Source organism: Homoserinimonas sp., assembly GCF_056262345.1.
The window spans coordinates 1-20,641 of record NZ_JBACFR010000264.1; the positions used below are offsets into that span (position 1 = coordinate 1).

Annotated in this window: 22 protein-coding genes; 17 read left to right on the forward strand and 5 right to left on the reverse strand. The window is 64.9% G+C overall.

The window, feature by feature from the left end:
- Window positions 1-67: 67 nt before the first annotated feature.
- Entirely contained in the window at window positions 68-775 is a 708-nt protein-coding gene (locus AC062T_RS12420; protein ID WP_476030471.1) for a DUF2510 domain-containing protein, read from the reverse strand.
- Between the two features lie 176 nt (window positions 776-951).
- On the opposite strand from AC062T_RS12420, the gene AC062T_RS12425 reads away from it, so the two are divergent.
- The 4 genes from AC062T_RS12425 to AC062T_RS12440 all read left to right on the forward strand — a co-directional run bounded on the left by AC062T_RS12425 (window position 952) and on the right by AC062T_RS12440 (window position 6,211).
- The gene (locus AC062T_RS12425; RefSeq protein WP_476030473.1) at window positions 952-2,784 is read left to right on the forward strand and encodes a stealth family protein; all 1,833 of its coding nucleotides are present in this window, start codon (window positions 952-954) and stop codon (window positions 2,782-2,784) included.
- Between the two features lie 152 nt (window positions 2,785-2,936).
- Window positions 2,937-3,452, forward strand: coding sequence for a DUF4352 domain-containing protein (locus AC062T_RS12430; RefSeq protein WP_476030475.1), 516 nt, complete (start codon window positions 2,937-2,939; stop codon window positions 3,450-3,452).
- A 28-nt stretch (window positions 3,453-3,480) separates the two neighbouring features.
- On the forward strand, window positions 3,481-5,235 hold the full coding sequence (locus AC062T_RS12435; protein ID WP_476030477.1) for a DUF2207 domain-containing protein: 1,755 nt from the start codon (window positions 3,481-3,483) through the stop codon (window positions 5,233-5,235).
- 46 nt (window positions 5,236-5,281) lie between these two features.
- Window positions 5,282-6,211 carry a J domain-containing protein gene (locus AC062T_RS12440; RefSeq protein WP_476030479.1) on the forward strand — a complete coding sequence of 310 codons (930 nt, stop codon included), beginning with the start codon at window positions 5,282-5,284 and terminating at the stop codon, window positions 6,209-6,211.
- 39 nt (window positions 6,212-6,250) lie between these two features.
- Here AC062T_RS12440 and AC062T_RS12445 read toward each other — a convergent pair whose 3' ends face one another.
- Complete coding sequence (locus tag AC062T_RS12445; protein WP_476030481.1) at window positions 6,251-6,691, reverse strand: MarR family winged helix-turn-helix transcriptional regulator; 441 nt, start codon at window positions 6,689-6,691, stop codon at window positions 6,251-6,253.
- Window positions 6,692-6,940: 249 nt separating this feature from the next.
- Between AC062T_RS12445 and AC062T_RS12450 the strand changes: the two genes are divergently transcribed.
- From AC062T_RS12450 to AC062T_RS12470, 5 genes are all read left to right on the forward strand, one after another.
- The gene (locus tag AC062T_RS12450; RefSeq protein ID WP_476030483.1) at window positions 6,941-8,275 is read left to right on the forward strand and encodes an MFS transporter; all 1,335 of its coding nucleotides are present in this window, start codon (window positions 6,941-6,943) and stop codon (window positions 8,273-8,275) included.
- Window positions 8,276-8,384: 109 nt separating this feature from the next.
- Window positions 8,385-8,843, forward strand: a complete 459-nt coding sequence (locus tag AC062T_RS12455) for a hypothetical protein (RefSeq protein ID WP_476030485.1) — start codon at window positions 8,385-8,387, stop codon at window positions 8,841-8,843.
- 2 nt (window positions 8,844-8,845) lie between these two features.
- Window positions 8,846-9,655, forward strand: coding sequence for a nitroreductase family protein (locus AC062T_RS12460; RefSeq protein ID WP_476030487.1), 810 nt, complete (start codon window positions 8,846-8,848; stop codon window positions 9,653-9,655).
- A gap of 45 nt (window positions 9,656-9,700) precedes the next feature.
- Window positions 9,701-10,393 carry an endonuclease/exonuclease/phosphatase family protein gene (locus AC062T_RS12465; protein ID WP_476030489.1) on the forward strand — a complete coding sequence of 231 codons (693 nt, stop codon included), beginning with the start codon at window positions 9,701-9,703 and terminating at the stop codon, window positions 10,391-10,393.
- A gap of 158 nt (window positions 10,394-10,551) precedes the next feature.
- The gene (locus AC062T_RS12470) at window positions 10,552-11,496 is read left to right on the forward strand and encodes a DUF4433 domain-containing protein (RefSeq protein ID WP_476030491.1); all 945 of its coding nucleotides are present in this window, start codon (window positions 10,552-10,554) and stop codon (window positions 11,494-11,496) included.
- A 108-nt stretch (window positions 11,497-11,604) separates the two neighbouring features.
- Here AC062T_RS12470 and AC062T_RS12475 read toward each other — a convergent pair whose 3' ends face one another.
- Window positions 11,605-13,743 (reverse strand): S9 family peptidase, encoded by a 2,139-nt coding sequence (locus AC062T_RS12475; protein WP_476030493.1) that lies wholly within the window; start codon window positions 13,741-13,743, stop codon window positions 11,605-11,607.
- Between the two features lie 132 nt (window positions 13,744-13,875).
- Here AC062T_RS12475 and AC062T_RS12480 point away from each other — a divergent pair, with 132 nt between their 5' ends.
- Entirely contained in the window at window positions 13,876-14,463 is a 588-nt protein-coding gene (locus tag AC062T_RS12480; RefSeq protein ID WP_476030495.1) for a nitroreductase family protein, read from the forward strand.
- 39 nt (window positions 14,464-14,502) lie between these two features.
- Here the strand turns inward: AC062T_RS12480 and AC062T_RS12485 are convergent, their stop codons facing one another.
- Together AC062T_RS12485 and AC062T_RS12490 are read right to left on the reverse strand one after the other, a co-directional pair.
- Window positions 14,503-15,390, reverse strand: coding sequence for a 3-methyladenine DNA glycosylase (locus AC062T_RS12485; RefSeq protein WP_476030497.1), 888 nt, complete (start codon window positions 15,388-15,390; stop codon window positions 14,503-14,505).
- Between the two features lie 3 nt (window positions 15,391-15,393).
- Window positions 15,394-15,657, reverse strand: a complete 264-nt coding sequence (locus AC062T_RS12490; protein ID WP_476030499.1) for a mycoredoxin — start codon at window positions 15,655-15,657, stop codon at window positions 15,394-15,396.
- Window positions 15,658-15,807: 150 nt separating this feature from the next.
- On the opposite strand from AC062T_RS12490, the gene AC062T_RS12495 reads away from it, so the two are divergent.
- The 7 genes from AC062T_RS12495 to AC062T_RS12525 all read left to right on the forward strand — a co-directional run.
- Entirely contained in the window at window positions 15,808-16,335 is a 528-nt protein-coding gene (locus tag AC062T_RS12495) for a DUF1697 domain-containing protein (RefSeq protein WP_476030501.1), read from the forward strand.
- Window positions 16,336-16,430: 95 nt separating this feature from the next.
- Window positions 16,431-17,222: a nuclease-related domain-containing protein gene (locus AC062T_RS12500; protein ID WP_476030503.1), complete on the forward strand. Its 792-nt coding sequence runs from the start codon at window positions 16,431-16,433 to the stop codon at window positions 17,220-17,222.
- Window positions 17,223-17,270: 48 nt separating this feature from the next.
- The gene (locus AC062T_RS12505; protein ID WP_108515136.1) at window positions 17,271-17,663 is read left to right on the forward strand and encodes a PPOX class F420-dependent oxidoreductase; all 393 of its coding nucleotides are present in this window, start codon (window positions 17,271-17,273) and stop codon (window positions 17,661-17,663) included.
- A 58-nt stretch (window positions 17,664-17,721) separates the two neighbouring features.
- Window positions 17,722-18,096, forward strand: a complete 375-nt coding sequence (locus AC062T_RS12510) for a YccF domain-containing protein (RefSeq protein WP_108515138.1) — start codon at window positions 17,722-17,724, stop codon at window positions 18,094-18,096.
- Window positions 18,097-18,182: 86 nt separating this feature from the next.
- On the forward strand, window positions 18,183-19,943 hold the full coding sequence (locus AC062T_RS12515; RefSeq protein WP_476030506.1) for a putative bifunctional diguanylate cyclase/phosphodiesterase: 1,761 nt from the start codon (window positions 18,183-18,185) through the stop codon (window positions 19,941-19,943).
- Window positions 19,944-20,018: 75 nt separating this feature from the next.
- Window positions 20,019-20,240 (forward strand): DUF2188 domain-containing protein, encoded by a 222-nt coding sequence (locus AC062T_RS12520; protein WP_476030508.1) that lies wholly within the window; start codon window positions 20,019-20,021, stop codon window positions 20,238-20,240.
- Between the two features lies 1 nt (window position 20,241).
- On the forward strand, window positions 20,242-20,641 hold a 400-nt coding region (locus AC062T_RS12525), incomplete at its 3' end, for a VOC family protein (RefSeq protein WP_476030510.1).

Below are 20,641 nucleotides of genomic sequence, written 5' to 3' on the forward strand. Positions count from 1 at the left end.
ACGGTTCACAGTACCGGGCAGTGATGCTTCGCCGTCACCCCCTGTGCGGGGGATACGCGAGAGAAATTCAGCGAACGTGGCGACCGGGGGAGCGAGGGGTGATCGCCCCCGTCAGTGGGTTGGAGCGGGTTGCCGACTTCTTGCGCGGCTGTGCCTCGTCTCCGCCCTTCCCGTCGGAGGTGCTGTTGCTCTGCCCCTTCGAGGTGGGGTCGGCCTTGCTGGAGCCGCTAGGGGGCTTCGCTGCAGTGGGTTTCTTGGCGGCTGCGGGCTTCGCGATCGCGGCGGCTTTCTTCGCGGGTGCAGGCTTCTTCGCGGCCGGTTCCTTCTTAGCTGCGGGCGCCTTCTTGGCTGCCGGTGCCTTCTTGGTGGCGGGGGCCCGTTTCGCTCCAGCGGCCGGTGCGGGGTTGTCCTTCTGGGTCTGCTGCTGAGCTTGGGATGATTCTTCGTCCGTCGGGGTCTCGGCCGAGGGCAGGCCGAATGGCAGTTTGTGAGCGAGGGCGGCGAGGCTGCGGCCGAGACGCGCGGCCGTGCGGATGCGCCGGGGAGCGGGGACGCTCACGGCGGTGCTGGTCTTCACAGCATCCGTGGCGATGCCCTTGGCTTTGGCGTGCGCGCGGTACTCGGCAAGGTCGTCGACCTCGTAGACCACGACGGGGCGCTGGAAGGGCGCGGTGTGCTGGGTCCACGTTGTGCCATCCCACCAACGCCGGTGATCCGCCCCATCGGGATCGGGGTACCAGCCGGCGGGAAGGCGAATGTTGTGGAGGTGTTCCATGGCCCTGCAACTTCCCTTCGCCGCGATGCTTCCAGTCTGCCGCGCCGAGCGCCATCTTGGACTCGCGAAACGCACAGGATTGGAGTGAAATCTTGGCGACACTCTCACTCGCAGGAGTGCGGGACTATGCTGACGAAGCCCCGGCTGCAGGGGTAACAGGCTCGAACAAGGGAGCCATGATGAATGTCTACTCGCCGCTTCCATTTGATGGCAGCGAAAGCTCGCACGATTCCGACGCAACCACTGCGGTTCGCGACGGTCACCTCACCATTGTTAACACCACGCTCACCCCGTGGCAGGCACGGTGGGCAGACCTCGAATTCGTGCGTGGTGTGCTCGATCGCGCCGCGATCGACTTTTTTCTCGTGCGCTCAAGCGACCACAATCCCGTTGTCGTGGTCGACTTCGCCGACCGTGACAGGCTCGCCCGCGCTCTCGCGGAGGCCTGCCGCACCGAGCCTTTTTACAGCCGCACCGAAAAGCTCTCGTCGGCAGCAAAGGCCGACCTCGCCGCCCGCGGTCGAGGAGTAGCCAGCGGCAGCGGTTCGCACCACACGGAATCGGTGGTTGCCGACTCCGCGCTCTTCTCCGCTGAGAACAATGAGGCCGACGCGCGCTCCACCGATCTCGCAGACGCCGTGCACCTCGATGCCGATCTTCGCGATGCCTACGATCAGTCGGGAGATCTCGGTCTCGCGGCGGCCGAGCTGCTCACTCCCGGTCGCCGCACCGTGCTGCTCGCCGAGGGGCGCTTGTCGCGGGATAGTTCCGCTCGCGCGTTCACGCTGTATCGCCCGCGGGAGGCCGCGAACGGACGGCTGCGTTACGGGGCAGAGAACGGGGTCGCTCTCGAACTGTGGGAGCACGCCTCTGACCGCGTTGTTTCTGGGGCGGGATCCGACTCCGCAACGCTAGTCATTCGCGATGTCATCGCCCCCCGCGCCAACCTCCTGCTGCGGCACCGCACGCCAGAGGCAGAACTCGTGCGCAGCACCGTGACTCTCCACGGCAGGGAGTGGCCAACACTCCAGGGCATGTTTGAGCCGACAGTCGACGAGGTCACCTTCGACATCGACATGGTCTTCTCGTGGGTCGACGGGTCGTCGCTGGAGTTTCAGCGCGCTCGCGCCCGCAGGCTCGAAAGCTACGTTGTTGGCGAGGGCGACGACCACGAGGCTCGGTTCCGCCAGCTCGACGAGCTGCGTTACGCGCTGCGTTCCATCTATCTCTTCGCACCGTGGGTGCGCAATATCTATATCGCGACCGACTCGCCCCGCCCGTCGTGGCTCGCAGAGCATCCGAGGGTCACCCTCATGCGCAGCGAAGCCTTCTTCGCTGACACCTCCGTGCTGCCAACCCATAACTCCCATGCCGTCGAAAGCCAGTTGCACAACATCGAGGGTCTTAGCGAACACTTCTTGTATTCGAACGACGACATGTTCTTTGGGCGCCCCGTCTCGCCGGAGATGTTCTTCTCTTCCGGCGGCGTCAGCCGCTTCATCCAGTCGATGACTCGCATTGGGGTCGGCGATAGCAACCCCGGGCGTAGCGGGTTCGAGAATGCCGCGCGGGTCAATCGTGCCCTGCTTGAGGAGCGGTTCGGCGTGACGATCACGCGGCATCTTGAGCACGCTGCCACGCCCCTGCGCCGCTCTGTGATGCGCGAACTCGAAGCGGAGTTCCCCGAGGACTTCGCTCGCACTGCTGCGGCAAAGTTTCGGCAGGCAACCGATGTCTCCGTTACTAATTCGCTCTATCACTACTACGCAGAGGCGACCGGGCGAGCCGTTCCCACCACGGAGGCCAAGGTGCGGTACGTGGATACGACGGCTCGTGAGGGGGTTCGGCAGATGAAGCGGTTGCTCAAGCGCCGCAACTACGACTTCTTCTGCCTCAACGACGGCAGCTTCCCCGAGCTCGATGGCGAAGAGCGGGCGAGAGCAGTGCGATGGTTTCTCGAACGCTACTTTCCGATTCCCGCGCCCTGGGAGTTGCCAGACCCCGCGTGAGTGGCGTAAGCGAGCAACGCTCCCCTTAAGGGGGGATGCGGAGCATGGCGCGCGGCGAGTTGACTATACAGATCGGCTGTCGAACCCGGTGTTCATCCGACCGCCGAACCCGAGTCTTTCGACGATGAAAGATGCACTGGAGGTAGTACCCGATGCCCGTACTCAGCTCGTTTGCCCGCGTCGCCCGCACTGCGGCCGTGGTTGTTACCGCTCTCACCCTCGCCGTTGGGCTCAGTGCCTGCGGCGGTGCGGCCGAGCCCGCCGCCCCGACTTCGACCACGGAGAGCGGCGTCGGCAAGTCATTTGAAAGCACCGACGGGGTCGCGGTCGCAGTGACCCGGCGTATCTGCGGCATCAGTGCTGTGGGCAAGGATCAGCCCGAATACACGGCCGTCGGCCACTACTGCACGGTCGGCGTCAACGTCGTGAACGACTCCGATGTTCCGGCCGATCTCTCCCTGCTCAAGGTCACCGGGTATTCGGGAGATACCGAGTACTTTCCCGACTATTGGGCGGGCACAGCAGCCGATGGCGGCATGCAGGAGCTCGCACCGGGCGGCTCTGTCGAGTCCACGCTGTTCTTTGACATTCCCAAGGGCGCCCTGCTCGATACCGTCACTCTCGTGAGCCCCTGGCCGGGCATCGAGGAATTCGAGGTCGCCTTCTAGGCAGGGTGAGCGCGGCTAAAGTGGCCGCATGAAACGTCTTGTCTTTGCGGGAGTTGCGATAGTCGGCCTGCTCGTCGGGTTTGCGCCAGCATCGTCGCAGCCAGCGGTCGCCGATGTTGACGACTTCACCTTTTCGTCGTTCGATGCGCAGTACTACCTCGGCGTCGATGACGAAGGGCACTCGACCCTGAGAACGGTTGAAACCCTCGTCGCCGAGTTCCCCGAATACGATCAGAACCGTGGCATCCGCCGCCTTCTGGTTGAGGGCTATGACGGTCACCCCACAGATCTTGAGGTCGTCTCCGTCACCGATGAGGCTGGCGAGACCCGTGCGTACGAGACCGAAAGCGACGACGATGCGCTCTCGGTGACCATCGCGGCAGACGACTACGTGCATGGCAGTCAGACCTACGTGATCGAATACACGCAGCGCAACGTGACGATCAACTTTGAGGATGTCGACGAGTTTTATTGGGACGTCAACGGCACCGACTGGGCCCAGCCCTTCGAGCGAGTGAGCGCAACCGTGCACGTCGACCCCGAGATCGAAGGCCGGCTAACAGGGGCCGTTACCGCCGTCTACGGCTCACAGGGGCAAAACATCCCGGCCGAGGTCGACGGCCTCACCTTCGTGGCGACTGACCTGCCGGCGCACTCGACGCTGACGTTCGCGATCGGTTTTGAGCCCGGCACTTTCACTCCCCGTGACGGCTCCTTTTTTGCGGCGCCCTGGCCCAGTCTGAGCTTGGCCGGCCTGATCGGTGCGGCAATCGTCACACTCGCGGCCTTCGTCGTGCGCAGGCGATATCTGGCCGACGCCCAGGGTCGCGGAATCATCGTGCCGGAGTACGCGCCGCCCAAGGGTGTGAGCCTGCCGCTCGCCGCCCTCATTGGAGGAGTAAGTTCCAAGGTCACCCCGGCACAGATCATCGCCCTCGCCGTGGCCCATCACCTGCGCGTTGTGGAGACGGGCACCAAGATGGGCAAGCCCCGCTATCGGTTGGAGTTTCTCAGCGCCGAGGGTGCCAACGATCACGAGCGAGAGTTTCTGCATGCCCTGTTCGGCTCAACGCTGACGCCGGGGGAGCACCGCGATCTCGATAAGGCAGACCAGAAGGCGGCCGCCAAGATCGCCAAGCTGCAGACGCGGGTGGCAAAAGAGGCCACAGAGGATGGTTATCGCCGCAAGTACCCGACCGCTGCCATCACTCCCATCATCATCGCTGCCGTGTTTGCGCTCGGCTTCGGCGTGCTCTTCGCGATCATCTCTCTCGACCAGGCGTTCGGTGGCGTTGTGCCCCTGTTCCTGCTGCTCGGCACAGTAGCCCTCACGGTCATCACGATCGTATTGATCAGCCGCATCCCCCTCACCGAGAAGGGCGTAGCGGTGCGCGATCACATGAAGGGCCTCAAGGAGTACATCTCTCTGGCCGAGGCCGACCGTCTCAGGTATCTGCAGTCTCCCCAGGGAGCGCTGCGCGATCCCGTCGCCGTCGACGACCCCGCCCAGGTTGTCAAGCTCAACGAGAAGCTGCTGCCCTACGCCATGCTCTTTGGCCTCGAGAAGCAGTGGGCCAAGGAACTGGGCCGCTTCTATGAGGAGCACAATTCGCAGCCGGACTGGTATGTGGGCAGCGCTCCCTTCAACGCCGCAGTCTTCGCCTCGAGCATCGGGTCGGTCGCCACATCGACGGCCTCGTCATACAGCAGCGCTTCGAGCGGGTCGTCGGGCGGCGCATCCGCCGGTGGCGGTGGCGGAGGAGGCGGTGGCGGTGGCGTGTAGCGCCGAACGTGGCATTCGCTCACCCGAGCGCAGATAGAATCTTGCGGTGTCTCCCAGCCCGCTAGTGCCGTCACCCTATGAGGTGCTCGGCGTTGCTCCCGGCGCAAGCGACGACGAGCTGCGCAAGGCCTACCGGCGCATGCTGCGGGCAACCCACCCCGACACCGGTGGCGACTCGCGCCGCTTTCAGGCCGTGCAGATCGCCTGGGAACAGGTGGGCACGGAGGAGGCTCGGCGAGCCTACGACCGCGGCCAGCCCCGCCGCGGAGACGAGCCGCATCCCACCTGGGCGCCGGCCGCTCCCCGACGCACCAACGACAGCAGGCCGTCAGCGCGGTCGTATGGCCACCCGGGAGGGTTGAGTCGCGAGCGCTACCTCGAGCTCATGCGCGAGTGGGTGGGCCGAGGAGCATCACTGCCAGACCCCTACGACCCTGCGCTGGTGCGCTCGGCGCCCCGCGACATCCGTCACCTGCTGGCCAATGCTGTCTCCGAGGAGGCAACGGCCACCCAGGTCTCCTACCTGGGCATTGCGTTTACGGCCTGGCACGACGTGGCAACCACTGTGGACGACAGTGCGTGGCGGGCCAAACTCGACCACGTCGTGCTCGGCCCTAGTGGCCTTTTTGCCGTGCAGTCGGAGGACTGGGGTGCAGCGGTGCGAGTTAAGCGCAACGAGATCGTGGGCGAGACGATCGCGCCGGGGGATCGCCCCATGCATGCGCTGTCGTTGCGAGCCAAGTCGGTCGCGCGCGCCGCGAAGGTCAAGTTCACGAGCCTCATCGTGGTGGTTCCCGACGATGCGATCGATGAAGACATTACTGAGGGACGGATGCGCGGGGTGGCGTGCGCCGTCGTGCGCAGGTCCCGCCTGCCCGGCGTATTGCGCAACGGGCTCGATGGTGCCCCGAGCATTGGCGGCCAGGAGCTTTTTGAGGTGCGCACCCGTCTGCAGCAGACGATCAGGTTCGCCTAGCGGCGCGAGAGCGCGCCGTGGCCAGAAGCTTCGGCTCGGTTAGGAGATCGCGACCTCGCGGGCGATAGGGGAGTCGAGTAGCCGCTTGAGCAGCGTGTCGAATGCGGTGGCGTCGTCGGCTTCGAGTCCACTGGTGAGGAGGTCGTTGACCTCGAGGGCTGCTGGCCTCAGCGAGTCGAGCAGGGCGCGTCCATCCGCCGTGAGGATTACGGTCTTTCGTCGCTTGTCGTCATCGTCGCGGGACGTGGTGATGGAGCCGTTGGTTTGCATGCGCCGCAGCAGCTCCGCCAACGTTGATTTGTCGAGCTGGGCGAGCCGCATGAGTTCGCGTTGGGCGAGCTCGCCGTGTTCTCCCAAGAAGAGGAGCACGCCGTATTGCACGGAGCTCACATCGGCTGACACGTGCTTGGTCCAGAGCGCGGTGTGCAATTGCAGCACTCGTCGCACGCTCAGGCTGAGGTACTGATCGGCTTCAGACATCGAGGCGCCCCCTTTGGCGACGGGGCCGTCGGGTGCGGCCCCCCACATGTTCCGTATGCGGATTGCATTCTTGTGAACTCTAACGTAACCTTTCGTTCGCATACGGACGATATTCGCCCAGCACCCCCGAACCCCACCCCCAACCACGCCGGAACAGCGACGTTCACCATCTGAGCTGCCGCATCCGGAGACCCGAGAAAAGGCAGCACTCTTTCTATGGACATCAAGGCGCGAATTGAATCCGCCCCCATGAGTCGGGCGCAGATCGGCATCGTCGCGATCTGCTTGGCACTCAACTTCATCGACGGCTACGACGTGCTCGTCATGGCCTTCAGCGCCTCGGCAATCACGGAATCATGGGGCCTCTCGGGGGCCCAGCTCGGCATCCTGCTGAGCTCCGCGCTCGCCGGCATGGCCATCGGAGCCATTTTTGTGGCCCAGCTCGCCGACCGAATCGGCCGCCGCAAGATGGTGCTCATCGCCACCGCCGTCATCACGGTGGGCATGTTCGCCTCGGCGTTCGCCCCCACCTACGAGGTTCTGCTCGCCTTCCGCGTGCTCACCGGAATCGCCGTCGGCAGCATGCAGTCGAACCTCAACGTGCTCGTCGCCGAGTACTCCAACGCCAAGCGCCGGGCAACGGCCGTGAGCATCTACAGCACGGGCCAGCCCATCGGCGGCGTGATTGGCGGCATCATCGTCGCAGCGCTGCTCGTGCACTTCGAATGGCACGCCGGATTCATCTTCGGCGGCATCATCACGCTGATCATGCTTCCCATCGTCTACCTGTGGCTGCCGGAATCGATCGACTACCTCGACGCCAAGCGCCCGGAGGGCGCTCGCGAGAAGATCAACAAGATCCTCGCTCGTCTCGGCCAGGCCACCGTCACCGAGCTGCCGGCTCGCGCCGCAGGAGCTCTCGCGCCCAAGACCGGTCTCGCCGAGGTGTTCCGCAACGGCCAGGCGACCAAGACCATCCTGCTCGCTATCGCCTACATGATGATCATGGGCAGCTTCTACTTTGCGAACTCCTGGACCCCGAAGCTTCTCTCGGAGTCGGGATACTCGTCGACCCAGGGCATTCAGGCCGGAGTGCTCTTTAGCATCGGCGCCATCATCGGCTCGCTCGTCTTCGCCTACATCGGGGCCCGCTTCAGCCTCAAGCGCACCCTCTCGGTGATGTTCGTGCTCGCGGCTGCCGCGTTCGTGTTCTTCGGTGCGTTCGCGCACGAGCTGACCCCCGCGATGATCGCGGCAGTGCTCGTGGGTGTCTTCACCAACGCCGCCATCGCCGGAATGTTCTCCATCGGCCCCGTTATGTACGAGACGTCGGTTCGCGCAACGGCCGTCGGCTTCATCACCGGAATCGGGCGCTCGGCAACGATCGTTTCGCCCATCCTCGCCGGCGCCCTCGTCGACGCAGGCTGGGCGCCCGGCAGCATCTACTTCCTTTTCGTGGTGCCGCTGCTTGTCGGCGCGCTCGCCATCGCGCTGCTGCGCCGCCCCGTGCTTGGCGCGGGAACGACCGCAGTCGTCACGGCGCCGAACCTCCGCGCCAGCGAGGAGCTCGCAGAGTCTCGCTAATACCGCGCTAAGCGAAGTGGGCGGCCTTCCTTCGGGGAGGCCGCCCACACCTGTATGCGCGCCGTGAGTTCTCCCCACGGCCTCTGATTGCGCCCGATCATAGAAAGCCATGAAACCCCTAGCGCGCGTATCGCCTGCGGTGGCCGTCGGGGCAGCGTGTGCGGCCTATGCGGCCAACGCGGCACTCGGACTAGCCGTCGCCAGCAAAACCGTCGATACCAGCGGCATCCGCTGGGTTCACCACGCCCTCTACATCGCCACCTGCACCCTCACGGGGGTTGCCGTCGCCGCAGGCGTCGGGGAGTCGTTCGGCGTGCGCCAGGCCGTGCGGATGCGGCGGCGGCCATGGTCGCGTCGACAGAAACAGCATGGCCTGTCGATCCGGCAGCGTCGCCGCACATCGGCCGCCGGGTGGATGCTCGTGCCAGCCATGGCGCCTCTTGCAGCGATCCCCTCCGTGAGCGCCCGCACACGCGCCCATCCGCTCATCGCGCTCATCGCTGCGCCGTTCTATGTCGCCGCTGCAGTGATCACCATCGTCGCACTCACCACCAGGTCAGGGAGATAGCCGTGGAATTTCTCGACGTCGTTCGCCGCCGCAAGACCACTAACGGGCCGTTTCTGCCAACGCCCGTGCGAGAGGAGCATCAGCGGCTCCTCATGGAGGTGGCAGGGCGGGCGCCCTCGCAGCTCAACAGCCAACCGTGGCGTTTCGTTCTCATCGACGATCGACCAACGATCGAAACGATTGCGGACATCAGCGGAACGAGCATGACCGAGGCCATGTCCAACGGCACATTCTTCGAACGCTACAAGCCCTACTTTCGATTCAGCGCGCGCGAGATGCAAGAAAAGCGCAGTGGGATGCTCTTCGACCGCCTGCCGGCCCCACTGAGGCCGTTCACGGGTCAGGCGTTCACCCCGAGAGGGCAGAAGCTCATGAACACCCTGCGGGTTCCGCAAACCCTGGGGGCTGAAAATCGCAAGCTCGTGGCGGGGTCGCCGCTTCTCATCGGTGTGATGCTCGACAGGGCCGAGTACCGGCCGGGCGAGCTTTCGTCGTTCTACTCCGTGTTCAGCATGGGGGCGGCGATGGAGAACATCTGGCTGACCACCGTCGAGCTGGGCATGGGCATCCAGTTCATTTCGTTCCCGATGGAGGTGCCCGGTCGGTGGGCAGAGATCGAGCGTTTGCTCGCCGTGCCCGATGATCTCGAACTCATGGCGGTCTATCGCCTCGGCTATTTGCCCGAAGATCAGCGTCGCCCCGCGATCGACTGGACAAGTCACGAAAGAAAGCTGCCGTCGCAGTATGTTTTTCGAGGCACATGCCAAACCCCCCAAACGGGGTGGGACGAAACACCAAGGGTTGAGTCATAGTCTTAACTCAATCCCTACGGCGAACAACGCCACAGAAGGTGAGCAGTGAAGGTAATCAGCTACAACCTGCGCAAAAACCGTGCCCTGAGCGAGATCAACGCGCTCGCAGAGGGTTTTGACCTCGATCTGTTGTGTCTGCAAGAGGCAGACACCAGCATTCTTCCCGCAGAAGCCGGCGGCTTGCATCTGGCCGACTCCACGCACCGCAATCGGCTCGGCCTCGCCGTGTATTACCGACGCAATCGGTTCACGGCACTCGACACCCAGGCCTTCGAACTGCGAAAGTCGCTGCACGACCGGGTGCTCAAGCCCGCTCATGAGCGCCTGCTCGCCACCCGCCTCACCGATCTCAAGCACGGTCGCGATCTCATCGTCGCGTCGTTCCACGCCGCGCCCTTGACCGCGCTCAACTCGCTGCGCCGCGAGCAGATTCGCACCGCCCACGAGCAGCTGCAGGAGATGGGCCCAGGACTTCCCACCCTCATGGTGGGCGACTTCAACTACCCCGTGTTCAAGAACCACCTGAGCAAGCGCGTCGTGGCCAGCGGATACGACCTCACGCTCAGTGACACCCGCACGTACACGCGGTACAAGTTTTTTCGGGGACACTTCGACCTCGCAACCTCGATGGGGCTCGACATCGACAGCGTCGAAACGCTGCCGCGCGGCACCTCCGATCACATGCCCATCCTGGTCACCGCTGCCTATCGGGATGAGCAGCTGGCCAAGACGGCGTAGGGTCGAATAGTCGCCGCAAATGCGGTTCACAGATGCTGTGAGTCTCGTTGGCGGTACTGAGCGGGTCGCTCGGGCGCTTAACCTAGAAGATGGCGTCCGTTCACCCCGCGGACGCAGCGCGTACTCCGGCGCAGTAGGCACCCGGAGGCGCAGGCAACATGAAAGGCCCCCACCGCGTGAGCGAATGCCGACACGGACTCGACGAAATTCTTTGCGATATCTGCACCCCGCCCACGCTGGCTGTGCCGGCTCGCTCGACCCGCACCGGCCGAGTTCCCGGCTCCAGCGTGCGGTCAGCTGACCTCATCGCTCAGTCAAAGCGCGTCGCTGCAGAAGCTAAAGCAGCCCGCACTGGCGCCACCGTGCGCTCCACCACCACCGGGCGCGTCAGCAGCACCCGCAGCCGCTCCGTTGCCCCCGCAGCAGTGGTTCGTTCTACCCTTAACCTCACCGAGCAGCGCGTGTTTCACATCACCCACGTCGACAACCTGCCCGGCATCATCGCGGCTGGCGCATTGCTCGCCGACACTGCCGGGGCCAAGCCGGTCGTGGATATCTCGTCGGCCGACACCCGAGAGGTTCGTCGGGAGACTACCGTCGTCCACAGCGGAGAGGGGAACGACCCGGTCGTTGCCGACTACGTTCCGTTCTATGCCACACCGGACTCGCTGGCCTGGCTTGGTCTTCGTATCGGCGCTGTTGACCCGCGTCTCTCCGCCGTCGCGCGCACCAGCTCTCCCACGGACTTCGTGGTGCTCGTGAGCACGGTCGGCACCCTTGACCGCGACAGCATCGTAGTTACGGATGCCGATGCCGGCGATTCAGGCGCTACCTTCTCTGAGAGCCCCGACGACGCCGAGCGTCGTCTTCGCCGAATGATCGAGCAGTCGATCGACGCGGCGAACTCAGAAGACCCCGTGCTCATTCACGACCTCACGGTGCGCTCCGCCGAGGTGCTCGTCCACGGCTCCGTGCCGTTCGAGTCGATCACGCTCATTGGCGTGGGCAACTCGCGAGCTCGCGACGCCGTGCGTGCAGCCCTTGACGGGGTCGCACACGCACCCAAGGTCTCGGTCTATCCGCCCTGGTTCGCTAAGAACTAGTGCGGCGCATCTAAAGCCGCGCATCTAGAGCGGCGCAGAAATGCGGATGCGGCGGGCAGATTATCTGCCCGCCGCATCCGTCGTTAAGGCCCGTGGTTGGAGCCCCGGCTATTTCGTTGCGGTTGCCTGCTCCGCTAGCCCCATGACGTCGAGCATCCAGGCCAGCTCGAATGCCCTGCGCTGCCACGACTCGTATCGCCCGCTGACACCCCCGTGCCCGGCACCCATCTCGGTGCGCAGCAGCACGGGAGCGCCCACCTCGCGCAGCCGGGCCGTCCACTTGGCTGGCTCAACGTAAAGAACTCGTGTGTCGTTGAAGCTCGTGACCGCGAGGATGCGCGGGTAGCGGGCATCCGCCGACACGTTTTCGTAGGGGGAGTACGACTTCATGTAGGCATACACCTCCGCGTTGTGCAGGGGATCGCCCCACTCGTCCCACTCGATCACCGTGAGGGGCAACGACGGGTCGAGGATGCTCGTGAGCGGGTCGACGAACGGCACGGCGGCGAGGATGCCGGCGAAGGCGTCGGGTGCCATGTTTGCCACGGCGCCCATGAGCAGGCCACCGGCGCTTCCGCCCTCCGCGACCAGCCGATCAGCCGTGGTCACCCCGGTGTCGACGAGGTGGCGTGCACACGCCACGAAGTCGCTGAACGTGTTGATCTTGGTGAGGGACTTGCCGTTCTCGTACCAGGCGCGGCCCATCTCTCCGCCGCCGCGCACATGCGCAACCGCGAACACCACGCCTCGGTCGAGCAGGCTAATGCGGGCGCCCGAGAAGCCGGGGTCGATGCTGTGCTCGTAGGAGCCGTAGCCATAGAGCAGGGCGGGCGCTGGCGTCTGCACGTCGCGCCGGCTCACGATTGACAAGGGGACTAGCGTGCCGTCGGCGGCGGTCGCCCAGTCGCGGCGTTGAGTGTAGAGGCTCGGGTCGTAGCCGCCCAGAACGGGCTGCTGCTTGCGCAGGATGAGCGTTGCGGTCGCCACGTCGTAGTCAAAAACGCTCGACGGGGTGACAAAGCTTGTGTACCCGAGTCGCACGGTGGGCTGGTTCCACTCTGGGTTACCGCGGGCGCCCGACGAAAAGAGATCCTCGTCGAACTCGATCTCCCGCCAGTCGAGAGCGCCGACGGCGGCGTCGGCATCGAGGCGGGCCACCGAGAGCCGGGGCAGCGCCTCCCTGCGGTATTCGAGCACGAGGTGGGTGGCGAAGGCATCCACGCCTTCGAGGCGGATGCCGGGGCGGTGGGCCACGAGCGTGCGGCGAGGTCCCTGCGGGTCTGCGGCAGAAACATCCGCCAGCTCAAAGTCGAGGGCGCCGTCGTTGTGCAGAACCAGGAGCCTGTCTTCGCCGCCGATCACGGCGTGCTCGACGGAATACTCCACCCCCTCCCGCCGGGGCCATACGACCGAGAATTCCCCGGTGGGGTCGTCGGCGGGGAGCAGATGAACCTCGCTTGTGATCTTGGAGCCGAGAGCGATCTCCACGTACTTGCGGCTGCGGGTGAGGCCCGCGCCCACCCAATAGCGCTCGTCGGGCTCGGTGAACACTGCGACGTCGGCGGTCGACGGGGTGCCCACCTCGTGGCGCCACACGGTGTCGGGGCGCCACGCGTCGTCAACCGTTGTGTAAAACACGTAGCGGCCGGTTGCGTCGAAGAAGGCGCCGGCGGCAGTGCCGGAGATCTCGTCGTCGAGCTGGGCCGAGTCGCCCGCCAGTCGACGCAGCCGAAGCGTGTAACGCTCGTCACCCTCGGTGTCGACGGCCCAGAGCAGCAGGGTGCCGTCTCCCGAAACATCGAAGCTGCCGAGCGAGAAGAAATCGTGGCCTTCTGCCTCAACGTTGTCATCAAGCAGAATCTGCTCGTTCAGCAGGGCGGAGCCATCCTCGGGCAGGGCGGGAGGGGTCCAGTCGTCGGGGCCCCGCGCTGGTACCCGGCAGTGGATGCCGTACTGCTTGCCCTCCTCGGTGCGGCTGTAGTACCACCAGTCGCCCTCGCGAACGGGCACGCTCAGATCGGTCTCCTTGACGCGCCCCTTGATCTCCTCGAACAGGGTCTGTCGCAGGTCTGCGAGGTGTTCCGTTGCCGCATCCGTAAACGCGTTCTCGGCGTCTAGGTATGCGACAACCTCGGGGCTCTCCTTCTGCCGCAGCCACTCATACTGGTCGATCACGGTGTCGCCGTGATGGGTGCGCTCGGTGGGGTGTTTGGCCGCGGCGGGCGGAGTGTTGGTGCTCGAGTTCATGCACCCACTATCCCACCGACGCCGGGGGAGGATACGAGAGGGGCACAAGGAATACGGATGCTCGCCGCAGGGTTAGATAGAAGTGGCCAACGGCGTCCACCATCATTGTGAACCGTGTTGCAAGGAGCGCTCATGACCATTGCTACCCCCTCCCGTCGTGCCGAAACGAGCACACCCATCAGCGAGGTTATGGCCAACCGCTGGAGCCCCCGTTCGTTCGACCCGACCGTCGAGGTGTCGGAGTCGACCATCACTGCGGCACTGGAGGCAGCCCGCTGGGCGCCCTCTGCCAGCAACACGCAGCCGTGGCGATTCATCGTCGCGCGCAGAGGCACCCCTGAGCACGCAACGATCGTAGAGAACCTCATGGGGTTCAACCAGGTGTGGGCCGAGACCGCTGCCGTTCTCATCGTCAACATTGCGGTCACCAAGACCGAAGACGGAACCCCGCTGCGCTGGGCCGAATACGACCTCGGCCAGGCGGTTTCTCACCTGTCACTGCAGGCGCACCGCGATGGGATGCATGTGCACCAGATGGGCGGAATTCTCGCCGATGGTCTGAGCGCCGCTTTCGGGCTGAGCGACGAGCTGGAGCCAGTATCGGTCACCGCGCTGGGTGTTCTGGGCGCGCCCGAGAACCTGCCCGAGAAGCTCCGGCTTCGCGAGATTGCGCCGCGCGAGCGCAAGCCGCTCGACGACTTGCTGATCGTTAACGCGTAGCTGACCTGCAGTATCGCCGCAGCATCGCGGGGGTGCGCCCTAGCTGTTCGCTTCTGCGAGCAGGGGGCCGACCCCTGCGGTGACCGCCGCCACGATGCGGTCGCGCAGCGCATTGCCGCGCTGGGCAAACTCGCGCTGCCGCCGCACGTACTCCGCCTTGCCCTCCGGAGTTTCTATGGCCACGGGCTCGGCGCCCCAGGTGGTGGCGTCATAGGGCGAGGCGGCCATATCGAGCTGGCGAATGTCCCGAGCCAGCTCATAGCAGTCGAGCAGCACGTCCCCTGGCACAAGCGGCCCCAGCTTGGTCGCCCACTTGTATACGTCCATACCGGCGTGCAGGCATCCGGGCTGTTCGAGCTGCGGCTGATTCTCTCTGCTGGGAGTGAGCGTGTTCAGCGGCGCAGCATCCTTCGTGAAAAAGCGGAATGCATCGAAGTGGCTGCAGCCGATGCGGTGCGATTCCACGACCTCGTCGGTTTGGGTCTGCGTCAGCCGCAGGGGCGTCGCATGACGATGCTCGCCCTGCCGGTACACCATTGCCCACTCATGCAGCCCGAAGCATCCGAACTGGCCCTGTCGGGCGCTCGTCGACGCCAGAAGCCCCGTGATGAACCGGATGCTTCTGCCGCGGGCCTCGACGAACGCCTCGGCATCCACCATGGTGGCGTTGGCGTCACGGCGGTACCACCGCCATTCGGCGCGCTCGTCCCCTGCGGAGTCCTCGAGTGCCACGCCAGCACCGGGATGCCAGCGGCGCAGATGCGAGGCCTTAAAGGGGTAGTAGGTGTGCACGAAGTCGTCGACCGGGTGTGATTCGCCGGTCAGTTGCCGCTCTCTCCAGCCGCGCGTCAGTTCGTCGGCACGGGTCTGGTGCGCCTGCTCGCGCTCTCGCCAGTCGTGTCGCGGCAATCGCGCGGTTTCGGGCATGAGCTATCCCAGGCGCTGCTTGACGTCGGCGAGCGACGGGTTCGTTGCGGTTGACCCGTCGGGAAAGATCACGGTCGGCACGGTTTGGTTGCCTCCGTTGACGGCGGCGACGAGTTCGGCGGTTCCCTCGACCTCTTCGATGTTCACCTCGGTGTAGGGAATGCCTTCCCGGTCGAGCTGCCCCTTGAGGTTGCGGCAATAGCCGCACCAGGTGGTGCTGAACATGGTGATGCCCTCGGTGGGCACGAAGTCGCTTTTGGTCGGCATGGAACTCCTTTGGGTGCTCGAAGAACACAACGGTGCGCGGCGCCCGAAGATTCCCGGGGCCGAGTCGCTCTGGTGAATACGTTAGCTTCTGGGCCTGAGCCTGCCCGACGCGCTGTTGCCCGAGCGAGCCGCGAGCCGCATACTCGACCCATGCATAAGCGCGCCATCCTGCTGCGGGCGGTCAACGTCGGCGGCACCGCGAAGCTGCCAATGGCGGAGCTTCGTGACATCGCAGCCGAGCTGGGGGCGTCGCACATCGGCACCTACATTGCCTCCGGCAATCTCGTTGCTGTGGTTCCTGGCGACCCCGACCGCTTCGATCGCGTGCTTGAGCGTGAGATCGAGCTACGCTACGGGTTCTTTCGCGAAGCGATGTCCCGTAGTCACTCCGACCTGAGCGAGGCGCTGGATGCCTATCCCTTCGAGGTCGTGGAGAAGCGGTTCTCGTACGTCGTTTTTCTCTCGGGCGAACCCACAGCGCAGGCAGTGGAGAGCGCGCGAGAGCTGCCCACGGGCTCCGATGTGTGGCAGGTGAGGGGCCGGGATCTCTATGTGCAGTACGCGAACGGAGCTGGCAAGGAACAGGTGTCCCTCGCGGCACTGCTGCGACGCCTCGGCGTAGCAGGCACGGGCCGCAACCTGGCCACGGTGAGCAAACTGCGTGACCTTACGGAGTAACCGCCGGCGACCCCCCTTCTGGTGTCGGGCATCCTGAGGCACATCTTGTTAGCCTTCGGAAAAGCACCTGGATCGTGCACCACTCGGAGGAATCAATGGCTGATTCGATAGTCAGCGGCACGCTGGCCGACAGGCCTGCCGCCTACGGCGTGATTCAAGAGTGCCTCGCACAGCAATCGGCTGCGTCTTCTCGCGGAACACTCGCGCGCATCGTCGGAAGTAACCCCCTGCACCCCGCTGCGGTCAGTTGGTATCAGGGCGCCACGGGCGAGCTGCTGGTGGGCCGCCTGCTTGCTGGGCTCGGCCCGGAGTGGAGCGTGCTGCACTCGGTTCCCGTGGGCTCCGGAATGAGCGACATCGACCACGTCGTCATCGGCCCAGGGGGCGTTTTCACGCTCAACACCAAGCATCACAACGGCGCCAAGATTTGGGTCTCACCCAAGCTCCTCATGGTCAACGGGCAGCGCGAGGACCACCTGCGCAATTCGCGGCATGAATCACGGAGAGCATCCACCCTCCTCAGCGCCGCACTGGGGCGCAGCATCGAGGTGCGCGGTCTTGTGGTGCTCGTCGAGCCCATGTCGGTGGGTGGGCCGGGCTCTCCCGACGATGTGACCGTGCTGTGTGACCGCGATCTCGTCTCCTACTTCAACCGCAGGGTGCCGGTGATCGACGACTTCGACAGGCACGAGATCGTGAGCGCCGCAGCCAATCCGCGCACGTGGCACACGACGGCGGATGCCGCGGTCGACCCCGATGCTGTCGCCCGCTTCGAGGCACTCCGCGGCAGCGTGCTCTCCGCCGCCCGCCTGCGTTCGCTGGGGTCGCTGGGCTTTGCTCTAGGGCTTGCCGCCGCGGTGTTGGCGGTGCTGACTCAGCTCGGTTGAGCACAGCTGGCACTGGCGCATCCGGCACAGCGAGCGCAGGATGAGGGCATGACCGCGACGATTGCCGAACACCTGCGCCCACTGCTGACGAATGCCAACTTTGGGTCTCTCGCCACCGTGCGGCCCGACAACACAGCCCAGGTGAACCCGATGTGGTTTGAGCTGGTCGACAACACGATCTGCTTTACCCACACCACAAAGCGGGCAAAGTTTCGCAACCTGCAGAAGAACCCCTCGATGGCCCTCTGTGTGTGGGACCCGGCAAACCCGCTGGTGTACGTGGAGGTGAGGGGGCGCCTGATCGAGACGATTCCCGACCCGGAGGGCGACTTCTATGTTCGTCTGGGGCGTCGCTATGGAAACGCCGGGCAGCAGGCCCCGCCAGACCGGGCAGACCGGGTCGTGTTGGTCATGAGCATCGACCGAGTGATCGGCCGCTAAGCAGCTCGCCCTGCCCACGAGGTAGCGGTTCAGGGTCACCTGCCACAATGGCCTCACTATGAGAACTCTGCTTAACATCATCTGGCTCGTGCTGTCGGGGTTCTGGCTGTTTTTGGGCTACATGCTCGCGGCGCTCATCATGTGCATTCTGATCGTGACGATCCCGTGGGGCATCGCCGCAGCGCGCATCGGTATCTATGCGCTGTGGCCATTCGGCAAGACCGTGGTCGACAAGCCGACCGCCGGTGTCGGGTCTGCGCTCGGCAACGTGGTCTGGGTCATCCTCGCCGGATGGTGGATCGCTCTTGAGCACATCATCAGCGGCATCGCGCTGTGCGTCACGATCATCGGCATCCCGTTCGGCATCGCCAACTTCAAGATGGTGCCCGTCGCACTTTTGCCCCTCGGCAAAGAGATCGTCGACATTCCCTAGCAGGTGCGCCCGGGGACCCGGCGAACGGCTGTCCCCCAAACGAGCGCCAGCAGCCGAGAGTGGGCTGAGCCAGTAGAATCGTGCGTATGAGTAGCACCCAGGAGCGGGGCCTGGGTGACAGGTCCACAAGCGCAACCCTCGACAATCTAGCGTTGGTGTTGGCGGCCATGCCCGACCCGGTTGTCGTGGTAAATGACACGGGCACAATCCTCCTCGTCAACGATCGCGTTGGCGCGATGCTCGGCTACGAAGAGGGCGAGCTCACGGGCAAACCGATCGAGACGCTCATCCCCACGCCGCTGCGACGCGGCCACGTAAAGCTCCGCGACAATTACGACGGCAACGACCGCGCCGCAACAATGTCGTCGCGCAGCAACATCTTCGCTCAGCGCAAAGATGGCACCGCTGTGCCCGTAGAAATCAGCATCGGCGGGGTCAAGCTCGCGTCGGGCTCTCGCATCACCGTGGCCACGGTGCGCGACATCACGGAGAAGCGCCGAGCCCACGAGCGCCTGGCCTACCTTGCCCTCCACGATCCGCTCACAGGTCTGGCCAACCGTGCTCACCTTATGGAGTCCGCTCCCGGCGTTCTGTCGGGGATGCGCACTAACGCCCAGCATGTCGGTGTGCTCATGCTCGACCTAGACCACTTCAAACAGGTCAACGACTCGCTTGGGCATGCCGCAGGAGACCAGCTGCTCATCGAGATCGCCCAGCGCATCAAAACCATGGTGCGCGGAATCGACCTGGTCGTGCGCATGGGCGGCGACGAGTTTCTCGTGCTCATGCCCCGCACATCTCCCGAGCACATCGAGGAGGTCGGGCGCCAGCTTGTGGCGGTGCTCTCCGATCCCATCGAACTCGACGAGGCCCCCCATCCCGTGACGGTCGGAGTCAGTGTCGGCGCCGTCGCGACAGACGACCCCGACTCCGAAATCGACGCATTGCTCGTCAGCGGCGACCTCGCCATGTACCGAGCGAAAGGCACGGGTCGCAACCGTGTGAGCGTGTTCGATGAGCAACTGCGCACCGTGATGATGAGCCGGTTCGCCATCGAGGGGCGCCTGCGCCGAGCGCTGGACGATGACGGCGATGCCACCGCTGGTCTTGCGGTGCACTACCAGCCCCTCGTCAACCTCGACTCTGGTTTGATCATTGGGTTCGAGGCTCTCGTTCGCCTCGCCGACGGGGAGTCTCCGGTGGGCCCAGACCTCTTCATTCCCATCGCAGAAGAAGCGGGCATCGTGGACCGCATCGACCTCTTCGTGCTGGGCCAGGCACTCCGCCAGACGGCGTTGTGGGCGGAGGCCGGGCATCCGCTAGAAATGGTGTCGGTTAACCTCAGCGCGTCCACGATCATGAGCCCGGAGTTGCTCGTGCAACTCGACGGCGCATCCCAGGCCCTCGGTTCGGCAGAACTCCACCTGGAGCTCACCGAGCGGATGATCATTCAGGGCACGCCCCCGGTCAAGGAGCGTTTGGGGCTGCTGCGCACCAACGCCCGCTTGGGCCTCGATGACTTTGGCACGGGCAACAGCGGGTATGCCTACCTCATGGACTTTCCGATCGACTTCATCAAGCTCGATCGCACGTTCGTGGGAGTTATGGAAGAGGATGCCGTCGCCCGCGCGATCGTGAGCTCAATGGTCGACTTCGCCGAAGGCCTCGGGCTCGGCATCATCGCAGAAGGTGTCGAGACCATCGGCCAGGTCGACCTCCTGCGCTCGGAAGGCTGCCGCATCGGCCAGGGTTTCTACTATGGCCGCCCTTTGAGTGCCAAGGAGTTCGGCGAGGTGCTCGCACGCCAGAGCGCCGGGCTCGATGCCAAGGCCAAGGCTGCCAAGTAGCTCCTCGCACCTTTACATCGGGCTCCGCCGGGCGTTGACTGGGGAGCACGACGTACCCTTCGGCGAGGAGGCATTATGGCTGACGACCAACTTCGTGACGGCGACATCGAAACGCTTGATAAGCGCGGCCAGTGGGTGAACCGAGTGATTGGCCACGAAGAAATTTCTGAGAGCTTCTCGAGCCGCGAAGAGGCCATCGAGGAGGGGCAAAAGCTTGCCGCCCAGCTCGGGAGCCATCACATCGTGCGGCCGGCCGAGCCGGAGGGTGTGATCACCGATCCGGTCGAGGAGACCTGAGATGGCATCGCTGCGACCGTGCCTCTGGTTCGACAACCAGGCAGAAGAGGCCGCCGAGTTCTATACCGGGTTGTTCCCTAACTCACGGATAACGCGGGTCGTGCATTATCGCGACGGCGCAGCCAAGGCCGAAGGCAGCGTGCTCGGGGTCGACTTCGAACTCGACGGTGCGCCGTTCCAGGCACTCAACGGCGGCCCCGCCTTTGCCTTCACCGAGGCGATCTCCTTCGCTGTCGAGCTCGACAGCCAGGCCGAGATCGACAGGGTGTGGGATGCGATGCTCGACAGCGGAGCAGTCGCCAGCCAGTGCGGGTGGATCAAAGACCGCTATGGCCTCTCGTGGCAGATCGTGCCCAGATCACTCGGGCAGATGCTCGCGAGCGACGACAGGGCCGCCGCGC

Bases quoted from the DNA above. Each gene is read 5' to 3' on its own strand.
- AC062T_RS12420 (WP_476030471.1), bottom strand. From the start codon at position 775: ATGGAACACCTCCACAACATTCGCCTTCCCGCCGGCTGGTACCCCGAT.
- AC062T_RS12425 (WP_476030473.1), top strand. From the start codon at position 952: ATGATGAATGTCTACTCGCCGCTTCCATTTGATGGCAGCGAAAGCTCG.
- AC062T_RS12430 (WP_476030475.1), top strand. From the start codon at position 2,937: ATGCCCGTACTCAGCTCGTTTGCCCGCGTCGCCCGCACTGCGGCCGTG.
- AC062T_RS12435 (WP_476030477.1), top strand. From the start codon at position 3,481: ATGAAACGTCTTGTCTTTGCGGGAGTTGCGATAGTCGGCCTGCTCGTC.
- AC062T_RS12445 (WP_476030481.1), bottom strand. From the start codon at position 6,691: ATGTCTGAAGCCGATCAGTACCTCAGCCTGAGCGTGCGACGAGTGCTG.
- AC062T_RS12450 (WP_476030483.1), top strand. From the start codon at position 6,941: ATGAGTCGGGCGCAGATCGGCATCGTCGCGATCTGCTTGGCACTCAAC.
- AC062T_RS12455 (WP_476030485.1), top strand. From the start codon at position 8,385: ATGAAACCCCTAGCGCGCGTATCGCCTGCGGTGGCCGTCGGGGCAGCG.
- AC062T_RS12470 (WP_476030491.1), top strand. From the start codon at position 10,552: ATGAAAGGCCCCCACCGCGTGAGCGAATGCCGACACGGACTCGACGAA.
- AC062T_RS12475 (WP_476030493.1), bottom strand. From the start codon at position 13,743: ATGAACTCGAGCACCAACACTCCGCCCGCCGCGGCCAAACACCCCACC.
- AC062T_RS12480 (WP_476030495.1), top strand. From the start codon at position 13,876: ATGACCATTGCTACCCCCTCCCGTCGTGCCGAAACGAGCACACCCATC.
- AC062T_RS12485 (WP_476030497.1), bottom strand. From the start codon at position 15,390: ATGCCCGAAACCGCGCGATTGCCGCGACACGACTGGCGAGAGCGCGAG.
- AC062T_RS12490 (WP_476030499.1), bottom strand. From the start codon at position 15,657: ATGCCGACCAAAAGCGACTTCGTGCCCACCGAGGGCATCACCATGTTC.
- AC062T_RS12495 (WP_476030501.1), top strand. From the start codon at position 15,808: ATGCATAAGCGCGCCATCCTGCTGCGGGCGGTCAACGTCGGCGGCACC.
- AC062T_RS12500 (WP_476030503.1), top strand. From the start codon at position 16,431: ATGGCTGATTCGATAGTCAGCGGCACGCTGGCCGACAGGCCTGCCGCC.
- AC062T_RS12505 (WP_108515136.1), top strand. From the start codon at position 17,271: ATGACCGCGACGATTGCCGAACACCTGCGCCCACTGCTGACGAATGCC.
- AC062T_RS12510 (WP_108515138.1), top strand. From the start codon at position 17,722: ATGAGAACTCTGCTTAACATCATCTGGCTCGTGCTGTCGGGGTTCTGG.
- AC062T_RS12515 (WP_476030506.1), top strand. From the start codon at position 18,183: ATGAGTAGCACCCAGGAGCGGGGCCTGGGTGACAGGTCCACAAGCGCA.
- AC062T_RS12520 (WP_476030508.1), top strand. From the start codon at position 20,019: ATGGCTGACGACCAACTTCGTGACGGCGACATCGAAACGCTTGATAAG.